16 protein-coding genes are annotated in these 19570 nt (G+C 39.1%); 8 read left to right on the top strand and 8 right to left on the bottom strand.

The window, feature by feature from the left end:
• Positions 1–98 precede the first annotated feature (98 nt).
• From ABI125_07590 to ABI125_07580, 3 genes are all read left to right on the top strand, one after another.
• Positions 99–863, top strand: coding sequence for a TIGR02757 family protein (locus ABI125_07590; GenBank protein ID XCF07886.1), 765 nt, complete (start codon positions 99–101; stop codon positions 861–863).
• 152 nt (positions 864–1015) lie between these two features.
• Positions 1016–2455, top strand: a complete 1440-nt coding sequence (locus ABI125_07585; protein XCF07714.1) for a phosphatase — start codon at positions 1016–1018, stop codon at positions 2453–2455.
• 6 nt (positions 2456–2461) lie between these two features.
• Positions 2462–4264 carry a cytochrome c peroxidase gene (locus tag ABI125_07580; GenBank protein XCF07713.1) on the top strand — a complete coding sequence of 601 codons (1803 nt, stop codon included), beginning with the start codon at positions 2462–2464 and terminating at the stop codon, positions 4262–4264.
• Positions 4265–4437: 173 nt separating this feature from the next.
• Here the strand turns inward: ABI125_07580 and ABI125_07575 are convergent, their stop codons facing one another.
• Positions 4438–6330, bottom strand: a complete 1893-nt coding sequence (locus tag ABI125_07575; protein ID XCF07712.1) for a peptidase M61 — start codon at positions 6328–6330, stop codon at positions 4438–4440.
• Positions 6331–6476: 146 nt separating this feature from the next.
• Between ABI125_07575 and ABI125_07570 the strand changes: the two genes are divergently transcribed.
• The 5 genes from ABI125_07570 (at position 6477) to ABI125_07550 (ending at position 11872) form a co-directional block, all read left to right on the top strand.
• Entirely contained in the window at positions 6477–7484 is a 1008-nt protein-coding gene (locus tag ABI125_07570) for a glycosyltransferase family 2 protein (GenBank protein ID XCF07711.1), read from the top strand.
• A 207-nt stretch (positions 7485–7691) separates the two neighbouring features.
• Positions 7692–9617, top strand: coding sequence for a BatA domain-containing protein (locus ABI125_07565; GenBank protein ID XCF07710.1), 1926 nt, complete (start codon positions 7692–7694; stop codon positions 9615–9617).
• On the top strand, positions 9614–10870 hold the full coding sequence (locus ABI125_07560; protein XCF07709.1) for a dihydroorotase: 1257 nt from the start codon (positions 9614–9616) through the stop codon (positions 10868–10870). Before ABI125_07565 ends, ABI125_07560 begins: the two co-directional genes overlap by 4 nt.
• 5 nt (positions 10871–10875) lie before the next feature.
• Complete coding sequence (locus tag ABI125_07555) at positions 10876–11214, top strand: hypothetical protein (GenBank protein XCF07708.1); 339 nt, start codon at positions 10876–10878, stop codon at positions 11212–11214.
• A gap of 1 nt (position 11215) precedes the next feature.
• Entirely contained in the window at positions 11216–11872 is a 657-nt protein-coding gene (locus ABI125_07550; protein XCF07707.1) for an alpha/beta fold hydrolase, read from the top strand.
• 270 nt (positions 11873–12142) lie between these two features.
• Here ABI125_07550 and ABI125_07545 read toward each other — a convergent pair whose 3' ends face one another.
• The 7 genes from ABI125_07545 to ABI125_07515 form a co-directional block, all read right to left on the bottom strand.
• Entirely contained in the window at positions 12143–13417 is a 1275-nt protein-coding gene (locus tag ABI125_07545; protein ID XCF07706.1) for a hypothetical protein, read from the bottom strand.
• Between the two features lie 313 nt (positions 13418–13730).
• Positions 13731–14435, bottom strand: a complete 705-nt coding sequence (locus ABI125_07540) for a response regulator transcription factor (GenBank protein XCF07705.1) — start codon at positions 14433–14435, stop codon at positions 13731–13733.
• Between the two features lie 3 nt (positions 14436–14438).
• Positions 14439–16007: a HAMP domain-containing sensor histidine kinase gene (locus ABI125_07535; protein XCF07885.1), complete on the bottom strand. Its 1569-nt coding sequence runs from the start codon at positions 16005–16007 to the stop codon at positions 14439–14441.
• Positions 16008–16077: 70 nt separating this feature from the next.
• Positions 16078–16662 (bottom strand): dephospho-CoA kinase, encoded by a 585-nt coding sequence (coaE, locus tag ABI125_07530; GenBank protein XCF07884.1) that lies wholly within the window; start codon positions 16660–16662, stop codon positions 16078–16080.
• Entirely contained in the window at positions 16659–17615 is a 957-nt protein-coding gene (locus ABI125_07525) for a YbbR-like domain-containing protein (protein ID XCF07704.1), read from the bottom strand. Before ABI125_07525 ends, coaE begins: the two co-directional genes overlap by 4 nt.
• On the bottom strand, positions 17612–18619 hold the full coding sequence (locus ABI125_07520; GenBank protein ID XCF07703.1) for a glycosyltransferase: 1008 nt from the start codon (positions 18617–18619) through the stop codon (positions 17612–17614). Before ABI125_07520 ends, ABI125_07525 begins: the two co-directional genes overlap by 4 nt.
• A 64-nt stretch (positions 18620–18683) precedes the next feature.
• Positions 18684–19502: an SDR family oxidoreductase gene (locus tag ABI125_07515; GenBank protein ID XCF07702.1), complete on the bottom strand. Its 819-nt coding sequence runs from the start codon at positions 19500–19502 to the stop codon at positions 18684–18686.
• Between the last annotated feature and the right edge of the window lie 68 nt (positions 19503–19570).

Below are 19570 nucleotides of genomic sequence, written 5' to 3'. Positions count from 1 at the left end.
CTGAGTTTTTGGTTTACTTTTTGGTTTTTCAACAGTTAAAACTCCCGAAAATTGTATTTTTGAACTTGATTTTTAAACATAAAACCACATTTTTGAAAATAAAACCATCGGAATTAAAAGAGTTTCTTGACGCCAAAGTCGAAACCTACAACAACCCTGATTTTATTGAAAGTGATCCCATTCAAATTCCGCATCAATTTTCAAAAAAGGAAGACATTGAAATTGCGGGATTCTTAACATCTACAATTGCTTGGGGCAATCGAAAAAGTATTATCAACAATGCAAAAAAACTGATGGGTTTACTGGACAACGCCCCACACGATTTTGTGATGAACCACCAAGAAGCCGATATGGAAAAATTGTTACCGTTTGTACACCGCACTTTTAACGGCACCGACTGTATTCAATTTATTACTTCATTAAAACACATTTACACGCATCACAAAGGTTTGGAACAGGTATTTGCCCAACATGCTGAAACCGATTCGCTGCAGCCTGCCATTTCAAAATTCAAATCTGTATTTTTTGAAATTGAACATTTGGCACGAACACAAAAACACGTGAGCGACCCATTGAAAAATTCGGCTGCAAAACGCATTAACATGTTTTTACGATGGATGGTGCGCCCCAACAATACTGGTGTAGACTTTGGTATTTGGGAGAACCTTTCGCCCAGCCAGCTCTCCTGCCCTTTGGATGTCCATTCTGGTAATGTGGCCCGAAAACTAGGATTACTAAACCGAAAGCAAAACGACGCTAAAGCCCTATTAGAACTGGACACTGCATTAAGGCAACTGGACCCCAAAGACCCCGTAAAATACGATTTCGCGCTTTTCGGATTGGGAGTTTTTGAAAAGTTTTAATTAGATTCATTTTAAATATTAAGCTTAACTTTACATAAGTAACATTGCATTCACAAATTCTTCACTTAAAGCCAAACTTAAGCTAACATTTTTGAAGTGCCGAGCACATACTTTTGGAAAAAATAAATAGAACTAATCCAAAAACATCAAAAATGAAACATTCTATTCTTTACGGCATTTTAGCTTGTGCATTTATAACATCATGCGACACTAAAGATGGCACCATTAAAGGAGATAACAAAAAAATTGAGCTTGTTAACCACTCTAAAACCCCCAACCTTCTTGAATTGAAGTCTGGTTTTGAAAACGTTGAAATTACCACGTTGCTTTCTTCTGAAGACCAATTGGAAGACTCTCCAAACTTTGTTTACGGAAGTATGGCCGACGGTGCCGGGTTATTAAAAAACAGCGACGGCACTTACACCTTAATTAATAATATTGAAGCCGATTATTCGGTAGCCAGAATCACTTTAGATGAAACTTTCAAACCAGTAAGCGGCGAGTACATCTTAAATGCTGAAGCTTCAGCTCGTACCGCACAATGTTCTGGTTCGTTAATTACTCCAGAAGAGCATGGTTTTGGTCCACTTTACCTTTCTGGTGGCGAGTGGGGTGGTGCTTCAAAAGCTGTATTTTCAATCGATCCATACAAAGATGCTGCCAATGCATCCATCGCGCAAACCTTGCCTGCTTTGGGCCAGTGGTCTACCGAAAATGCAGTTGCCATGCACCAAAATGCTTTCCCTGGAAAAACAGTCGTTTTAATTGGTGACGATACCAGTGATAACGAAACACCTTCCGGTCAATTGGCCATGTACGTGGGCAACAAAGGCGATTTAAACGGTGGAAAACTTTACGGTTTAAAAGTTATTACCGAAGGCATTAACTACGAAATGGACATGGAAGAAGGCGTAAGCTACGATGTTACTTTTGAAGAGTACAACGAAAGAACTTTAGATGAACTTGAGGCCGAATCGAGAGCCAAAGGCATCATGGGCTTTTCAAGAGTTGAGGATATCGACTGGAGAAGAGGTTCGGCAAGCAACAACAGAGAGTTTTTCTTTGTAGTTACTGGAAGAAAAAAAGACGCACTTTTAGGAAAAGGAACATTTTACGGAAGGATCTACCACGTAGTACTTAATGAAAACAATCCGCTTAAAGGTACTATTGAGTGTGTTTTAGATGGTGATATTTTAGATGGAAAAGCAAAAGCTTTCCACAGTCCAGATAACATCGTGGTGACTGAAAACTACGTGTACATTCAAGAAGATCCAAACGGATACCCAGACACTCCAGAAAAAGACCACTACGCGCAATTGTACGAATACAATATCAAGTCTAAAAACCTTAAAACCGTTTTAGAGTGCAACCAAGATTATGCCGCTTCTTTGGGTTACGGAACTGCCAATAGAAACTGGGAAATTACTGGTATGATTGATATTTCTGAAACTATTGATGTAGACCGCACCTTTTTACTGATTACCCAAAACCACGGCTGGGAAAACCCATCGTTTACCGACCCGTTGGCCAACCCAACACCAGACAGAAACGAAGGCAGTATGCTTTATGTTATTAAAGGTTTAAAGAGATAATCATTTATGAATTTCAATACCAAAAAAGGGGCTTATGTTTTCATAGGCCTCTTTTCAATATTATTAAATGCTTGCTTAAACCAACAGCAAGATCATCAAACAAAAAACAATCCAACCCGAGTGTTGGAAAACACATTTTCTAACACCCTTTCGGCAGCCATAACTGCTCTGGACAGTATAAAAACCGCCAAGGAAGCAGTATCTTTAGAAAAACATTACCTAAATGCTAGGCATCATTTTAAAATGGCCGAACCCGTTTTAGCATTTGTAGATTCTGAAAATTATAAATTTTTGAATCAGCCCAATATTTTAAAAATTGAAGAAGAAGATGCTACCGATATTAAAATAAAGCAACCCACCGGATTTCAGGTTTTGGAGGAAAACATCTTTAATGAAAATCCCGATTTTGAAAGTATAACACTGCACGCCAAAAAAACATCCGAAAGGCTGCAACTTATAAAGAAAAACCTGAATTTAAACTACATAAAGCCATACCATGTACTTTGGATGGTGAGGGACCAAATTATCCGAACTGCCCTAACAGGAATTACTGGCTTCGACTCGCCCGCATTAGAGCAATCGCTCACAGAAGCGCAAACCTCTTATGAGGCCGTAAAACAGTATTTAGAGGTGTATCAATCGGAATTTAATAATACTGAAATTTACAACCAATGGACCGAAGCGATTAAAAAGGCACAAATAGACTTAAATGCCGATTTCAATTCCTTTGATCGTTACAGCTTCATTAAAAACCATACCCACAAAAATTTAGAGCTTTGGAACGCAACGGTGGCCGATTGGCAAGTAGAATTTCCGTTTACCAAATCCATAAATAATAACGCCACTTCACTGTTTTCAAACAACACATTTAACCTCTACCACTTTTCGGTTTACAACGACAGTTTAACCGAAGAAAAAGTCAACCTGGGCAAAAAACTCTTTTTTGAAAAAGAACTTTCAGCTTCAAAAACCATAAACTGCGCCACCTGCCACATTCCCGAAAAAGGTTATACCGATGGCCTCGCCATTTCAAAAGGGGTAACACGCAACAGCCCTACCCTACTTTATGCCGGGCTGCAAAAAGGCTTCTTTTACGATAACAGAGCGGGGAGTTTAGAAGGGCAGATTGTTTCTGTAATCAATAATGAAAATGAATTCCACAGCGATTTGCAAACTTTTGAAAAGGCTTTAAAAAACAACACGGAATACACCAAACCATTTCAGTCCGTTTTTAAGGATTCAATTAAACAAGAGTATATTAGGCACGCCATAGCCAGTTTTATTAGAAGTTTGGCACCGTTCGATTCCAAATTCGACAGAAACATCAACAACCTTGAAAATACGTTAACCGCATCTGAAATCAATGGGTTTAACCTTTTCAACGGAAAGGCCAAATGTGCCACTTGCCATTTCGCGCCACTATTTAACGGCACGGTGCCCACCACTTATAAAGAATCTGAAATGGAATTGATAGGAGTACCGGAAACTACCGATACCATTAACGCGAAAATTGACGACGATTTAGGTCGCTACGACTTGTTTCATACCGAAGAACGGAAACATTTCTTTAAAACACCAACCCTTAGGAATATTGCCCTTACGGCTCCCTACATGCACAACGGGGTTTACAATTCGTTGGATGAAGTGTTGCACTTTTACAATATTGGTGGTGCTGCCGGTTTGGGCATCGAGATGGAAAACCAAACCCTTCCTCCCGACCCGTTAAACCTATCGGAAGAAGAAAAGCAGGATATTATTGCGTTTTTAAATGCATTAACTGATGATGCAAACACCTATTTAGTTTATTAAATCCTTGATGATGCAATATAAAAAAGCTGCCTGAAAAGAAAATCTTTGTCATTTCGAGCGGAGTCGAGAAATCTCATCATATTGAAAATAAAATTTCTCATTTAAAAGATTCTTCGCTTCGCACTGAATAACACTCTTTTCAGACAGCTTTTATCGTTTTAAAAAATTATAAACTACCCTTTCAACCACGCTTTTCGCAAAGCCTTTTGGGCTTCAGTTGCTTCAGGATTTTCAACAATCATTTCACCGCTGGTATAAGCTTTAGTGGTAGTTGTTTTAATTTCAACTTCTTCGCCGTTACGCTCCAACTTCACCTCAATAACACGACCAGGTTTCCACATAAACACTTGCTGTAACACTTGGTTGGCATTTTGCATAGTCAACTCGGTGCCATCAATACTTTTTATCACATCGTTGGGCTGAACGCCCTGTGCTTTCCAAAAGCTATTTTCCAACACTTTATCGGTGAAAAAGATTGTACCCGTTTGAGCATCGCCACTTACTATGGGTACGCCGTCCATTAAAATATAGTTGGCCTCCACTTGTCCTTCACCAATCTCCAAGCCTACTTTTTCAAAAAACACATTGTAATCAATTGGAATATCGCCAACCACGTGCGTGTTTAAAAACTCTCCAACCGAAGGATAGGTCATCTCAGTAATTTCGGCAATTAAATTGTCGTCTTCAAAAGGCTTGTTTTTTCCGTATTTATTGGAAAGTTCTTTCATTAATGATAAAATACCGCGTTGCCCGTTGCTTTCCTCTCTCATTAAAATATCGATGCACATTCCAATTAACGCGCCTTTTTGGTACACGTTTAAATATTCATCTTTGTAAGGTGCTTTTAAAACATTCTCACTCATAATAGTGAAACTCATCGCATCGTTCATTCTTCTAGAGGCTTGTATTTTTTCATAAATATCGCCGTAGAATTTTTTCTCATCTACTAAACCTTGGTCAATTTGAAACAAGGTTGAAAAGTATTCCGTTACGCCTTCGTACATCCATAGGTGTTTTGAAAAAGTAGGGTTGTTATAATCGAAATAATGCACATCTTCAGAGTGTACACTCAGCGGCGTTACAATGTGGAAAAACTCGTGCGACACCACGTCAATCATGGCATCGGCCAACGTTTGTTCGTCCATCGATTCTGGTAAAACCACAACGGTTGAAGTATGGTGCTCTAAAGCTCCAAAACCTTTCGGTGAATCGGCCTCACCATCCGATAAATACAAGTAAATATCATAACGCAGCGTCGAGTTAATATCGCCCAAATAGGCTTTTTGAGCCTGCATCATTTTAAAAATGGTTTCTTTAAGCGATGCTGCCGAGTGCTTCTTGTTTGGAGAATATACACTCAATACAATTTTTATATCGCCCACTTGAAATTCTTCAACATCTAAATTACCGTACATCATGGGGTTGTCGGTAATATCAAAATAACGCGGTGCCAAATAAGTTGTTGTTAAATATTTGCCGTCTTCACTTTTGGTGGAATTAACATTTTGCAAGGCCGAAGTACGTACAAAACCGGCATCGGCGGTCACATTCAATTTGTATTGGTTGCTTTTTAAGGAATCGAAATAGCCCACAAAACCGTGCAGATTCAGCACGTAGTTTTTGGGTTCAATATTCGTTCCTGCAGGCGAAAACGGTTGGTCTTTACCAATACCGCCTTCTTCCTCGATATCGTAAGTATCATTCACCAAATAAGTGATTTTATCCAGCTTCTTGGCATTTTCAATCGTCCAAGTATTGGTATCCAATTGGTTCACCTCTATTTCGTTTCCAGAGTAATCGTAAGCTTTAAAAGCTTCCACGTACTTTCCAAAATCACTCACCGAATAAGTTCCCTGAATCACCCTTGGCAAACGGTAAGTCACGGTTTTAACGGTAAATCGCCCCGGATCGATGGTTACGGGCGCTTTATCATCATTAATTTTCGATAAATCTATGGTCGCTTCAATGGGCAAACTGGTAGCCAAATCATTTCCTGTTTTATTGGCCGACCCGCAACTGGCCAATAATATTCCGGCCATTACTGCCATTACCGATTTTGAATTCATTTATGAGTAGTTTTAAAAGTTTATAAATTGACGTGCAAAATACCATTATGTAACGGCCTCCTTTCTTAAGGTTTTGTTAAATTCGCAGCGTATCCACCCATAATGGGTGCCTAAAAATAAGTCATAAATTTTTAATAAAACTGAAAATGGAACCGCCCTTAGTGAGCATTTTAGTGCCGTTTAAAAATACCGAACGTTTTTTGGCTGTATGTATTCAATCCGTTATTGAACAAACCTATCAAAATTGGGAAATGGTAATGATTGATGACGACTCAACTGACGGCAGTTATAATACGGTTAACGCTTTCGCGGAAAAAGACGCCAGAATACATGTTTTTAAAAATTCAGGAAGCGGTATTATCGATGCCCTGCAAATGGCCCTATCAAAAAGTAAAGGTGAATTTATCACCCGAATGGATAGCGACGATATTATGATGCCTAATAAGATTGAAGTATTGACCAACAATCTTTTAACCCACGGAAAGAAACATGTTGCCGTTGGTTTGGTAAAATACTTTGCGAAAGGCGGCGTAAAACCGGGCTATAAAAGCTACGAAAACTGGTTGAACAAGCTAACGAAAACGGGAAGTAATTATGATGAAATTTATAAAGAGTGCGTTATTCCCTCACCCTGTTGGATGCTACACCGCGACGATTTACTGGCCTGCGATGCCTTTAATCCGCATATTTACCCCGAAGATTACGACCTCACGTTCCGGTTTTACAAAAGCAGCTATAAATGTATTCCGTGTAACGATATTTTGCACCAATGGCGAGATTATAGCACCCGAACTTCCCGAACGCATGTGCATTATGCGCAAAACCATTTTACATCGTTAAAAATCAATCATTTTTTGGATATTGATTTCAACCCCAATAAAACATTGGTGGTTTGGGGCGCCGGAAGCAAAGGCAAAATTATTGCGCAAACGCTTGTTGAAAGAAACATAGATTTTGAATGGATTTGCGACAACCCGAAAAAAATCGGTAAGGATATTTACGGAAAATCCATGCTACCGTTTGAAACACTTTCAAAAATTAAAAATCCGCAAAGCATCATTACTGTGGCCAACAAAGCAGCTCAAAAGGAAATACGGGCCTATTTAAAAAACTTAGATTTAAAGCCCGTTAAGGATTATGTTTTCTTTTGTTAGTAAAAATGACTCAAGGTTTAAAAATGTATTTAGCTGCCACGAATACACGAATAGTTTTACAAAATTTACAAACAAATTGAGATGCTGAATCAAGTTCAGCATGACGGAAAACAAGATTTTATAACTAAAAACATAGATCGAATAAGATTTTAGCACCGCATACAAACAATCAGAAAAAATATGTAGTTTTGACTAATTTAAATCACTATGCAGTTTAAACACCCCGAAATTCTTTACGCCTTATTTTTACTGCTCATTCCCATTATTGTCCATCTTTTTCAGCTTCGTAAATTCCAAAAGGTCGATTTTACCAACGTGGCTTTTTTAAAGGAAGCGACGCTGCAAACCCGAAAAAGTTCACAAATAAAAAAGTGGCTAGTGCTTTTTACCCGCATGCTGCTTTTGGCTGCTTTGGTATTTGCATTTGCACAACCGTTTACGGCAAAAAGCGATGCGTTTAAAACGGAAAAGGAAACCGTGATTTATTTGGACAATTCGTTCAGCATGCAGGCCAAGGGCGACAAAGGCGAACTGTTTAAACGTGCCGTTCAGGATTTGATTGCCAACGTTCCCGAAAATGAAAATATCTCGATAATCACCAACAGCAATAGTTTTAAAAACACCAACATTAAAGCCTTAAAAAACGACATGCTGCAATGGGATTATGCCTCGAACAGCCTTAGTACCGAGGCCGCTTTTTTGAAAAGCCAAAGTGCTTTCAGTAAAAAAAATGGTGTTTTGAAACATCTGGTTTTTATTTCCGATTTTCAAGATAACAACGGTAGTTTTGAGATTCCAACGGACTCGCTTACAGAAATCCATTTTGTAAAATTGGCGCCCGTAAACACCAACAATATTTCGATTGACAGCGCCTATATTTCAAAAAACACAGCCAACACCATTGAACTCAACGTTATTTTAAAAAACAGTGGTGCCGCCGTTGAAAATTTACCGGTGTCGCTGTTTAACAACGATAACCTTATTGCAAAAACTTCAGTGGCTATTGACGACACTGCCGAAACCACATTTTCCATTCCGGCGAATGAAGTCATTAACGGAAAAATCAGCATTAACGATGCGCATTTACAATTCGACAATAATTTGTATTTCAACATCAACAAAGCATCAAAAATTAATGTTTTGGCGGTGAATGCTGCGGACGATTCCTTTTTAAAACGCATTTACACCGATGATGAATTCAACTATATTTCAACTGCTCCGAACCAATTAAATTACAACCTCATTGACGAGCAACATCTCATTGTTTTAAATGAATTGACTGACATTCCCGTATCGTTATCCGCCGCCCTAAAACAGTTTACCGAGCAAGAAGGCATTGTTATTGTTATTCCTTCGGAAGACATCAATGTGGAATCGTACAGTTCATTTTTGGGACATTTTGGCAACGGGTTTTCCGAATTGAATCCATCCGAAAAACGAGTAACCACCATCAATTACGGTCACCCACTATTTAGCAATGGCGTGTTCGAAAAACAGGTGGAAAATTTTCAATACCCTAAAGTCAATAGCTTTTATAACCTCGCTTCAAACAATATGGCTTCTGTCCTACAGTTTGAAGATGGCAAACCGTTTTTGGGCCAAAACAACAATGTTTATGTGTTTACTTCGGCCATCAACACTAAAAATTCAAACTTTCAAAATTCACCGCTCATCGTTCCTTCGTTGTACAATATGGCCAAGCAAAGTTTAAAAATTCCCGAACTGTATTACACTATTGGAAAGGAAAACACTTTTGATGTGGAAACCCAAATGCAGCAAGATGCCGTTTTAAATATGGAACATAACGGCACGAGCATCATCCCGAAACAGCAATATTTCAACAATAAAGTCGTCGTCAATACTTCTGAAACCCCAGATATTTCGGGTGTTTACACCATTAAAAATAAAGAAGAAACCTTAAAAAACGTCAGTTACAATTACAACAGAACCGAAAGCCATTTAAGCTACCGCGACCTGTCTTCGGCAGAAAATGTAACCGTTAGCGATTCCATTCCCGAAATTTTTGATGCCTTAAAAAGTGACTCAAAAGTTAATGCGCTATGGAAATGGTTTGTTATTTTTGCACTAGCGCTACTGCTTGTAGAAATGCTCATCTTAAAATTCTTTAAATGAACATACTTATAAAATCGGCCACCATCCTTGATTCGAAAAGTGAATTTCACAACACTACCCAGGATATTTTAATTGAAAACGGCACGATTACCCAAATAGCCCCAAGTATAAAAAACACTAAAAATTTTCAGGAAATCGATGCCGAAAACCTGCACGTTTCGCAAGGTTGGTTTGATAGCAGCGTGTGTTTTGGCGAACCTGGATACGAGGAACGCGAAACCATACAAAACGGATTGAAAACTGCAGCAGCTTCTGGGTTTACCTCCGTGGCCGTTAATGCAAACAGCAACCCGGTGATTGACTCGAATTCCGATATTACTTTTTTAAAATCGAAAGCCCAAAACCATGCGGTAAGCCTGTTGCCGATTGGTGCCTTAACCGTTAAAAGCGAGGGCGAGGATTTAGCCGAACTTTACGATATGAACACAGCTGGATCGGTGGCTTTTTACGATTATAAAAAACCGATTGCCAACCCCAACCTGATGAAAATCGCATTGCAATATGCGAGTAATTTTGATGGTTTGGTGTGCTCCTTTCCGCAGGAAAACAAAATTGTTGGCAAGGGTGTGGTAAACGAACATATTAGCAGTACTAGATTGGGACTTAAAGGGATTCCCGCTTTAGCAGAAGAACTACAAATTGCCCGCGACTTATTTTTATTGGAATATACCGGCGGGAAACTACATATCCCCACCATTTCAACGGCTGGATCCGTGCAGTTAATTCGCGAAGCCAAAAAGAAAAAACTGGATGTAACCTGTAGCGTGGCCATCCATAATCTATACTTTACGGATGATGTGTTGGGCGATTTCAACACCCATTTTAAAGTATTGCCGCCATTGCGCACACAAACCGATGTGGATGCTTTAATTGAAGGCGTGAAAGACGGCACCATCGATATGGTAACCAGCGACCACAACCCCATCGATGTCGAACAAAAGAAAGTGGAATTTGACCATGCGGAATATGGCACTATCGGATTGGAAAGTGCATTTGGGGCACTTCAAAATGTATTCACTTTAAAGAAAACCATCGAACTGCTCACTAAAGGAAAAAACCGATTCGGTTTAGAATCCACGAGCATTAACGTAGGAAACACGGCCGATTTAACGCTATTCAACCCGAATACTAAATTCACTTTCAGTAAAAACAATATCGTTTCAAAATCGAAAAATGCCATTTTTGAAAACGAAACCCTAAAAGGAAAGGTGTACGGCATTGTAGCCAACAACCAAGTGGTTTTAAATCCATAAACAACATGACCGAACAAGATATTGACCGCGGGCGCAGCAACGCCATCATCAGCTATATTACCATTATTGGGGTGATTATCGCCTATTTTTTAAACAACGAAGAGAAAAACAAAAGTGCCTTTGCTAGTTTTCACATTCGGCAATCGTTGGGGCTTTGGCTCACGTTTTGGGCCTTGGGCTACCCGGTTGGGAGCTTTGACAGTTGGATGGTTACTTCGGCATTTTACCTCTTTTTTGCCGTACTTTTTATTTACGGGTTTTCGGGAGCCATTTCACGAAAAACCACCGAAGTTCCTTTAGTCGGGGCATTTTATCAAAAATTATTTGCAAACTTAGGCGCTTAACATGGAAAACACCGCATTGTCTTTAGAACATATTATTCGAAAATCGACTTTAACCGAAAACGCTCCGTTGCTGATTATGATGCACGGTTACGGCAGTGATGAAAACGATTTATTTTCGTTTGCACAAGAATTGCCCGAAGAATTGTTTATCATTTCGGTGAAAGCGCCCTACCCCATGCAACCTTTCGGTAATGCATGGTACGCCATTAATTTTGATGCCGAAAAAGGCAAATGGAACGACAACGAGCAGGCCAAGGAATCGCGCGATTTAATTGCCCAGTTTATTGATGAGGCCGTTGAGGCTTATCCAGTAAACAAAACGAACGTAAACCTTTTGGGCTTTAGTCAAGGCAGCATATTAAGTTATGCCGTGGCATTGACTTATCCCGAAAAAGTAAAAAACATCGTGGCTTTAAGCGGCTATGTAAACCACGACATACTTCCAAAAGATTTGGAAACACCCGACTATTCCCATTTGGATTTTTACTGCTCGCATGGCAGTGTAGACCAAGTGATTCCAGTAGATTGGGCGCGGCAAACCCCTACTTTCTTAAAAAGTTTGAACATTAAACACCAATATTCGGAGTTTCCGGTTGGGCATGGTGTGGCACCACAGAATTTTTACGAATTTAAGGCTTGGTTGGCAGAGCGGATTTAACCAACACCCTCCACAAACTATTCTTAGCTCTCTTTTTTTTTAAGCTCCATATCGCTTTTGCGACTTTTCATTTTGAACCTTGAATTTGTAAATAATTTCAACTACCTTCGTTTAACGTCTGATATAAGTCATTGAAACGACGCATATCATTAAAGTTGTGGTGCATTTTGACCCGTGCGCAGTCCTGAAAGAAAAAGTAAATGATTTTTTTCATCAATCAAAAAAGGATGCCAAATAGCACCCTTTTTTGAACCTTTGTCAATCATTATTTTAACGCAGGATCCCATAAAGCTCCAAAATACTTGAATTTGCATCCAACAACAGTTGAAAGTCTTCTCCATTAGCATCTATTGACCAGAGACTTGAACCTGACTGCCCATTCTCTGAACCCGCATAGGCAATCCGGTTTCCACCGTTGTAGTAGGTAGGATAACCTGGCGGTAAGGTATTGGGTGAAGGATCCTCAAAAACAAGTAGCGGTTGCGATCCACTAGTCACGTTTATCCTGTAAATGCCAGGCGTGCTATTAAAATATGCAGTAAATATAATATCGCCGCCATCTGGCGACCAGTCTAAACTATAAGTGCTGAGACCATCTGGAAAGGTATAGAAATCTGTAATGAGTCCAGATTCTGGCTGAAGGAATGCAAGTTTTGTTAAATTTGTATCAATATTGGTACGTGTAAAAGCGATATCGCCAGTTACAGGAGATAGTGTAAAATAGCCTAAAATAATATCGCGTTGTTCAGCTACGGAGGTCAATTGAGTCAAAGCCCCAGTCTCAAGATCGTAGGCAAAAATTTCATAGAAGTGCCCATTTACAGGGGGATTCGGTACATCTACAGCTCCTGTAAAATATAATGTTTTGCTATCTAGTGAGAATTGGGGAGAATTATCAAGTTCCAGAAATGTTACAGGAATGGGTATTAATCCGGTACTACCATCACACCTAAAAATGTGCATTTGCCATCCAAATTGAGTGTCTCGAGCTTGGGCAATCCATTCACCATCTGGTGATATGTCCACACCTGTACCACCACCTATACCAAGAGACTCTTCGTTCGTGCCATCAAAATTAAGTACAAAGTTAAATGTTCCGTTTCTGTAGATTAATTTTGGCTGATCAAAACAGCCAAAACTCGTTTGGTTTCCAGAATCAACTATTGTAAAGTTGTAGGATGTTGATATAAATATATCATTTGAAGCATCCAACACTTCTACAATAATCTCTTCGTCCCCTTCCGATTTGCCGACACAGCTTATGGAACTACCACTAACCGAAGGATTGGGAAGCGGATTTCCACTCTGTGAGAGTTCGCCATTTTCTGTAGATAACCTCCATCTATAGGTTAAAGAAGTCGCATCTCCTTCAAAACCAGAAATACTGGCTGTAAAAGTTGCTGAATTGTTCAGCGCCAGTTTGTCATCGTTAAGCCCTGAGGCTTCAATTGAGACTGTGACATTGCTAGTATTTGGATTGCTGTCGTCTGATGTACATCCTATTAAAAAGGATATTAGAAACAATAAAAAGATGCTTTTTTTCATAATAGTTTGGTGTTATTTATCTATACATCGAAACAAAACGGAAATGTCATCAAAAAAAATAAACTGAAAATTACTGACATAAAGTTTCTGAATAAAAAACGACACCACAACAACGTGTATAATTCATTGCTAGTACTCGCCTACTTACGAAAATCCTCGCGGATTTTCTATTTGGTTTGTATTTGCTAAATTAGTTGCTTAAACACGCAACGAAATCATACACAAGACCATTAAACGAAATACTAAAAATCAACTTTCAAAACAAAAAATCCAGCTTTTGGCTGGATTTTTCAATATTCAAACCAATTAGATTTTATTCGTTAACCACCAATCTAAAACCTTCGCCGTGAATGTTCAGGATTTCCACTTTGGGGTCTGGTTTTAGATATTTACGTAATTTGGCAATGTACACGTCCATACTACGCGAGGTAAAATAGTTATCGTCGCGCCATATTTTGGTAAGTGCCAATTCGCGGGGCATTAAATCGTTTTCATGCAATGCCAACAAACGCAACAATTCGTTTTCCTTTGGCGATAATTTTATGGGGTCTCCACCATTAAAACGCAAGAACCGTAGTTTGGAGTTTAAATCGAACTTTCCAATTTTAAACTCAAACTGCTTACTATCTGAAATGGTTTCGGTAGCCTTACGTTGAATAATAGCCTTTATTTTCATGAGCAGCACTTCGCTATCAAACGGTTTGTTCAAATAATCGTCCGCCCCCACTTTATAGCCTTTTAACACGTCTTCCTTCATGGTTTTGGCGGTTAAAAATATAATAGGCACATCGCTATTTTTTTCGCGAATTTCCTTGGCTAGTGTAAAGCCGTCTTTGTAAGGCATCATCACATCGAGGATGCACAAATCGAAATCGTCTTTTTTAAACTTTTCAAAGCCTTCCATACCGTTTTTGGCATGGGTAACTTCGTAATCGTTCATCATTAAATAATCTTTAAGCACGGTTCCGAAATTGGGGTCGTCCTCAACTAATAATATTCTTTTTTTAAGCTCTTCCATAGTTTACGATATTAACGGAAGCTTGATTATAAAGGTGCTTCCTTTGTCTTTTTCACTTTCTACTGATACGTGACCTTGGTGGTCTTCAACAATCCGTTTAACGTAAGCCAAACCTAAGCCGTGGCCTTTTACGTTGTGGATGTTTCCGGTGTGCTCTCGATAAAATTTTTCGAACACCCGTTTGGCAGCCGCTTTGCTCATACCGCTACCGTGGTCTTTTACCTTTAACAGAACATTGTTTCCAACATTTTCGGTATAGACCTCTATTTTTGGTGCATCTGGAGAATACTTAATGGCATTGTCCAGCATATTAACTATCACATTGGTAAAGTGGGTTTCATTGGCCAAAACCGAAGACTGTTCGGCATTTAAAAACGTTTTTATGTAGCCTTGGCGGTCTTCAACAATAAGTTCTACGTGGGTCAAGGCATCTTCAACCAAATCGTGTAAATCTACACGGTCTTTACTAATGTTCAGTTCGTTTTTTTCTAGTTTAGATATGCGCAACACATTTTCAACTTGTGCGTGCATGCGCTTGTTTTCTTCCTTAATCATGGAAAGGTAGCGCATCACCTTATCTTTATCTTCAATAACTTTCGGGTTCCGGATGGCATCCAAAGCCAAATTGATGGTCGCAATCGGAGTTTTAAACTCGTGCGTCATGTTATTGATAAAATCGGTTTTTATTTCCGATATTTTTCGCTGTCTCACCAACTGCATCAGGGCGCTTCCGTAGGCCAAAATAATTACAGAGGTAAATACCACCGACAATAATACCATACCAATTACGGTTGATAAAATGAACTTTCTATCGTCTGGAAAATTCACTAACAGCCGGTACAGGCTTCGGTTATTTTCATCGTAAAAAATAGGTACCCCAAAGGTAGAATTGGCTTCGTATTCAAAATTTTCGCTTTTTACCTTAGTAGCCAAATCGTTACCGTAAATGGCAAATTCGAAATCGATGTTGATACCGTATTTTTTTAACCTTTCGGAAAGCAATGCCCGAACTTCACTTCCTGAAACCCGCTTATGCACTGGCTTCCTTTTAAATACTTCTTTAAAGTTCTTTTTAAAGGTGAGTTTTTGGGCTTCATCAATAGTTCCACTTCTAATAATTTTTGAAATGGGACTCTTTAAATCCCTATCGGTCGATTCCAAATCCTTATAAATTTCGGTACTGGAATTGCCAATAATATTGGTGATATCGAGGCTATCTAAACCAATGTCAAAGAGCGATGAAGAGAGTTTATAGTTCTCTTCTAAAACGTTGCTTCTGTAAATGAGCGTTTCTTTGGTGCTGTTGTTTTTTCGGTAAATTAATAGCTGCGAAACGGCATCTTCATCCGCCTTCTTTTCCTTATCCAAGCTTAAATATTCTGAAAAGTACTTCTCGAATTCGTTCTCTTCGATAGTGTTCGATACGTTGTTGAGTACCGTAACCACATTCGACTTAAAACGCTCCTTTTCGTTCTGTACCGAATCGTTGATATAATAAGCTTGAATGGAAATAATACCGATAAGCGATAGGCTCATCAGTATTATCAACAGGACAAATAATTTTTTGCTCATCATTCAAAATTAACATTTTAACATTTAGGAAATAGGGCTTTTAACCTAACGTTAACAAAAATGTTAAAATTTAAGATTTTTTAAGGATTTCTTGGTGAATTTGCAAAACTTGAGCCTTGGTATCTTCTAAATCTATATTATTGATAACAAAGTGCGAACGTTTGGCTTTTTCTTCGTCGCTCCACTGATTGTTCATAATGGCCTCTATTTTTTCCTTTGAAGTGTTATCGCGTTGCAGCAAACGTTTAACCCGAACCGCTTTTGGCGCCACAACGGTGATGATGTAATCGCAAGCTTGGTCTCCCCCATTTTCAAATAGAATGGCCACTTCCTTAATCACATAAGGAGCGTTTTGCTTAAAAATCCATTTATTGAAATGCTTGGCCACCCTGGGGTGCACGATGGCGTTCATTTTTTCCAAAAAAGACTTATCGTTAAAAATGATATTGGCAATGAATGGCCGGTTGAGTTCGCCATCCACATAAGCGTCCTTACCAAACAAATGAGTTAGTTCGCGCTGGATAACCGGTGAGCGATTCATGAGTTTTTTTGCTTCCTCATCGGCAATATATACCGGAATGCCCAGCTTTTCGAATTCCTTCGCTACGGTTGTTTTTCCGCTACCAATACCTCCTGTAAGCCCTACTATCATTATTTTGTCATTATGAATTCTACATGCTGCTGGTTCACCTTGGCACTCTTAACCGCTTCTGGCCAAACCGTTAATTCGGGTATTAAAAACGACTGGTTTTCGGTGGTTTTGGCATAGTCACAAACCACTTTAAAATCCTTTTCAGTGATCGAAGCAAACTTACTTAAGCTCACATAGTATGATACACTTACCGTTTTCGGGAAATACTTTAAAACCACACCTGCCGGAACATTCGCAATGGTTACGGGTACTTTTAAAGTGCCTTCGGTAAACTTTTCAACCTGCGCTTTTAAGGTAACTTGTTTCTCAGAAAACTGTAAATCGCCTTGATCCGGTAATTTTAATTTTACCTTTTGATTTACATTTGAACGCACATCGGTTAAACTCAACTTTTCGGTTTCCAAAGCCTCAATTTTTGAAACCACAATGTTGGGGCCCACCACCGTTACCGAATCGGGTTCTGCCTCCATTTTTCCCGAAATATCGTAACCCAAACTGTATGTGATGTCTGAGTTGATTTTTACAGGCACTTTTTTTATCAAATTGACGCCATATCGGAACCTTAAGGTATCGGGGCTCATGCTCAACAACTCCACCTGTTTATCAAACTGTGTGTTATTTAAGAACGCCTTACTTTTGCTCCACTCGAAAACCGCTCCTTTTTTATACACATCTTGGCTAAAGTCTATTTGAATTTTCGGGCGTGAAAATGCATATTTCAACCATCTAAAACCATGGGTTTTTAGGGTGATATTGATTTTTGAGGAATCGTTTAAAATAATGTATTCCTGCGGCACATTTATTTTTTCAACATCCAAAACAATAGTTTTGGTGTATGCTTTTGAAAGCTTGGTAAAAATTAGAATAATAAAAGCAAATAAAAAGAACAGCAAAAATACATTGATGCGTTTGTTCTTTATGGAAGAGATTATGTTGCTTTTTATTTTTTTAATCATTTCTGTTTAAAGAATAATTTTGGAAAATGTATTTCAGGATCCTTTTTTAACACTGAAATAGCCCACGTAGATTTTAAAAATCCGTAACCATACCCCAAAAACTGCACCAAAATAGCAGGCACGGACAATATGGCGACCACCAGGTTACTCGCACTTAATAAGGCCAAAATAAATGCCAAAACAAAATACAGCAAATACAATTTAAAGAGCCAATCTATTTGAAACGCGAGAAATAAAACCGAAACTACCAACCCCAAACTAAACAGCAACGGAAACCAATACGTCAGTTTTTTTGTTGACGGATGCCAACTGTTCAAAATCGGGCGAACCAGCCCGAACTTATGTACCTGTTTGTAAAAGGTGCTCCACGAAATTCGGCGTTTATGGAACACATAAGCCTCGGGAATCAGTTTGGTTTTAAAACCTAAATTCCAAAGCCTAATCGAAAGGTCGGGGTCTTCTCCGGGATGGATGCGCCCAAACCCATTTGAAGCCTCGAATGCCTTTTTCGAAAGTCCCATATTGAAACTTCTCGGTTGGAACTTATCCACGCTATTTTTGCTGCCACGAATACCTCCGGTGGTGATAAAAGAGGTCATGGAAAAATTAATGGCCTTTTGCAAATTGGTAAACGATTGGTGTGCTGCATCGGGCCCGCCGAAGCAATCTACATAATCGGTTTGCAAGCTTTTTCTAACTTCGTTTAAATACTGCTTGGGCAAAATGCAATCGGAATCCAAAATGATAAAATAATTGCCTTTGGCGTGCTGCATACCGAAGTTTCGAGAATCGCCCGGCCCCGAGTTTTCCTTATAGAAATAAGAAATATTTAACTTTTCAGAAAATCCATCAACTACTGTTTTTGATGATTGTTCCGAGCCATCTTCAACAATAACAATTTCGAAATCGGTAGCGCCTTCCAAAGCACTAAAACTTTGCAACAATTCCTGAATTTCGTCAGGACGGTTATACACCGGAATTATGAATGAAAATTGTAATTGCATAGCACAAATGTAACAAAAAAAGCCACCCTAAAAAGGTGGCTTTTTCTATATCGTTCAAATTGTATTATTCGTCCTCGCCCATAAAGGTGCTCATTACGGCATCACTAACACCCATGTTACTGAAACCGCCGTCGTTATAAAGGTTTTGCAGTGTTACACGCTTGGTTAAATCGCTAAACAGGGTTACGGTATAATTTGCGCAATCCATTGCTGTGGCATTGCCCAGTGGCGACATTTTATCGGCGTAAGCAATAAATCCATCAAATCCTTTTACACCGCTACCCGCTGTTGTTGGGGTTGGCGATTGCGAAATGGTGTTAACACGTACTTTTTTGTCTCTTCCGAAGAAATAACCGAAACTACGGGCAATACTTTCCAAATAGGCTTTGTTATCGGCCATATCGTTGTAATCTGGGAACACGCGTTGAGCAGCCATGTAAGTTAGGGCTACAATACTTCCCCACTCGTTCATCGCATCTTTTTTGTACAATGTTTGCATCAACTTATGGAACGACATCGCCGAAACATCGGTACCTTTTTGCGTCCAGTCGTAATTTTGATCGGTGTAGTGTTTTCCTTTTCTAACGTTAATAGACATTCCGATGGAGTGTAAAACGAAATCAATTTTACCGCCTAAAATTTCCATTGATTTTTCAATCAAGTTTTCTAGATCTTCCACGGAAGTGGCATCGGCAGGAATGATTTGCGCGCCTGTTTTTTCGGCCAATTCGTTGATTTGCCCCATGCGCATCGCCACCGGAGCGTTGGTCAATACAAACTCACCGCCTTCTTCATGTACGCGTTCGGCTGTTTTCCAAGCGATTGAATTTGAATCTAAAGCTCCGAAAATAATTCCCTTTTTTCCTTTTAGTAAATTATACATATGTCGTGTTTTATACGTTGATTAGTCTTTATTTTATGAGAGGGTAAAGATAGTATTTAATTTTATGT

The sequence above is a fragment of the Tamlana crocina genome (assembly GCA_040429635.1).
GTDB classification, from domain to species: Bacteria; Bacteroidota; Bacteroidia; order Flavobacteriales; family Flavobacteriaceae; genus Flavisericum; species Flavisericum crocinum.
This window is presented reverse-complemented; position numbering and strand designations above follow the sequence as displayed.

Bases quoted from the DNA above. Each gene is read 5' to 3' on its own strand.
- ABI125_07585 (XCF07714.1), top strand. From the start codon at position 1,016: ATGAAACATTCTATTCTTTACGGCATTTTAGCTTGTGCATTTATAACA.
- ABI125_07580 (XCF07713.1), top strand. From the start codon at position 2,462: ATGAATTTCAATACCAAAAAAGGGGCTTATGTTTTCATAGGCCTCTTT.
- ABI125_07575 (XCF07712.1), bottom strand. From the start codon at position 6,330: ATGAATTCAAAATCGGTAATGGCAGTAATGGCCGGAATATTATTGGCC.
- ABI125_07570 (XCF07711.1), top strand. From the start codon at position 6,477: ATGGAACCGCCCTTAGTGAGCATTTTAGTGCCGTTTAAAAATACCGAA.
- ABI125_07565 (XCF07710.1), top strand. From the start codon at position 7,692: ATGCAGTTTAAACACCCCGAAATTCTTTACGCCTTATTTTTACTGCTC.
- ABI125_07560 (XCF07709.1), top strand. From the start codon at position 9,614: ATGAACATACTTATAAAATCGGCCACCATCCTTGATTCGAAAAGTGAA.
- ABI125_07555 (XCF07708.1), top strand. From the start codon at position 10,876: ATGACCGAACAAGATATTGACCGCGGGCGCAGCAACGCCATCATCAGC.
- ABI125_07550 (XCF07707.1), top strand. From the start codon at position 11,216: ATGGAAAACACCGCATTGTCTTTAGAACATATTATTCGAAAATCGACT.
- ABI125_07545 (XCF07706.1), bottom strand. From the start codon at position 13,417: ATGAAAAAAAGCATCTTTTTATTGTTTCTAATATCCTTTTTAATAGGA.
- ABI125_07540 (XCF07705.1), bottom strand. From the start codon at position 14,435: ATGGAAGAGCTTAAAAAAAGAATATTATTAGTTGAGGACGACCCCAAT.
- ABI125_07535 (XCF07885.1), bottom strand. From the start codon at position 16,007: ATGAGCAAAAAATTATTTGTCCTGTTGATAATACTGATGAGCCTATCG.
- ABI125_07525 (XCF07704.1), bottom strand. From the start codon at position 17,615: ATGATTAAAAAAATAAAAAGCAACATAATCTCTTCCATAAAGAACAAA.
- ABI125_07520 (XCF07703.1), bottom strand. From the start codon at position 18,619: ATGCAATTACAATTTTCATTCATAATTCCGGTGTATAACCGTCCTGAC.
- ABI125_07515 (XCF07702.1), bottom strand. From the start codon at position 19,502: ATGTATAATTTACTAAAAGGAAAAAAGGGAATTATTTTCGGAGCTTTA.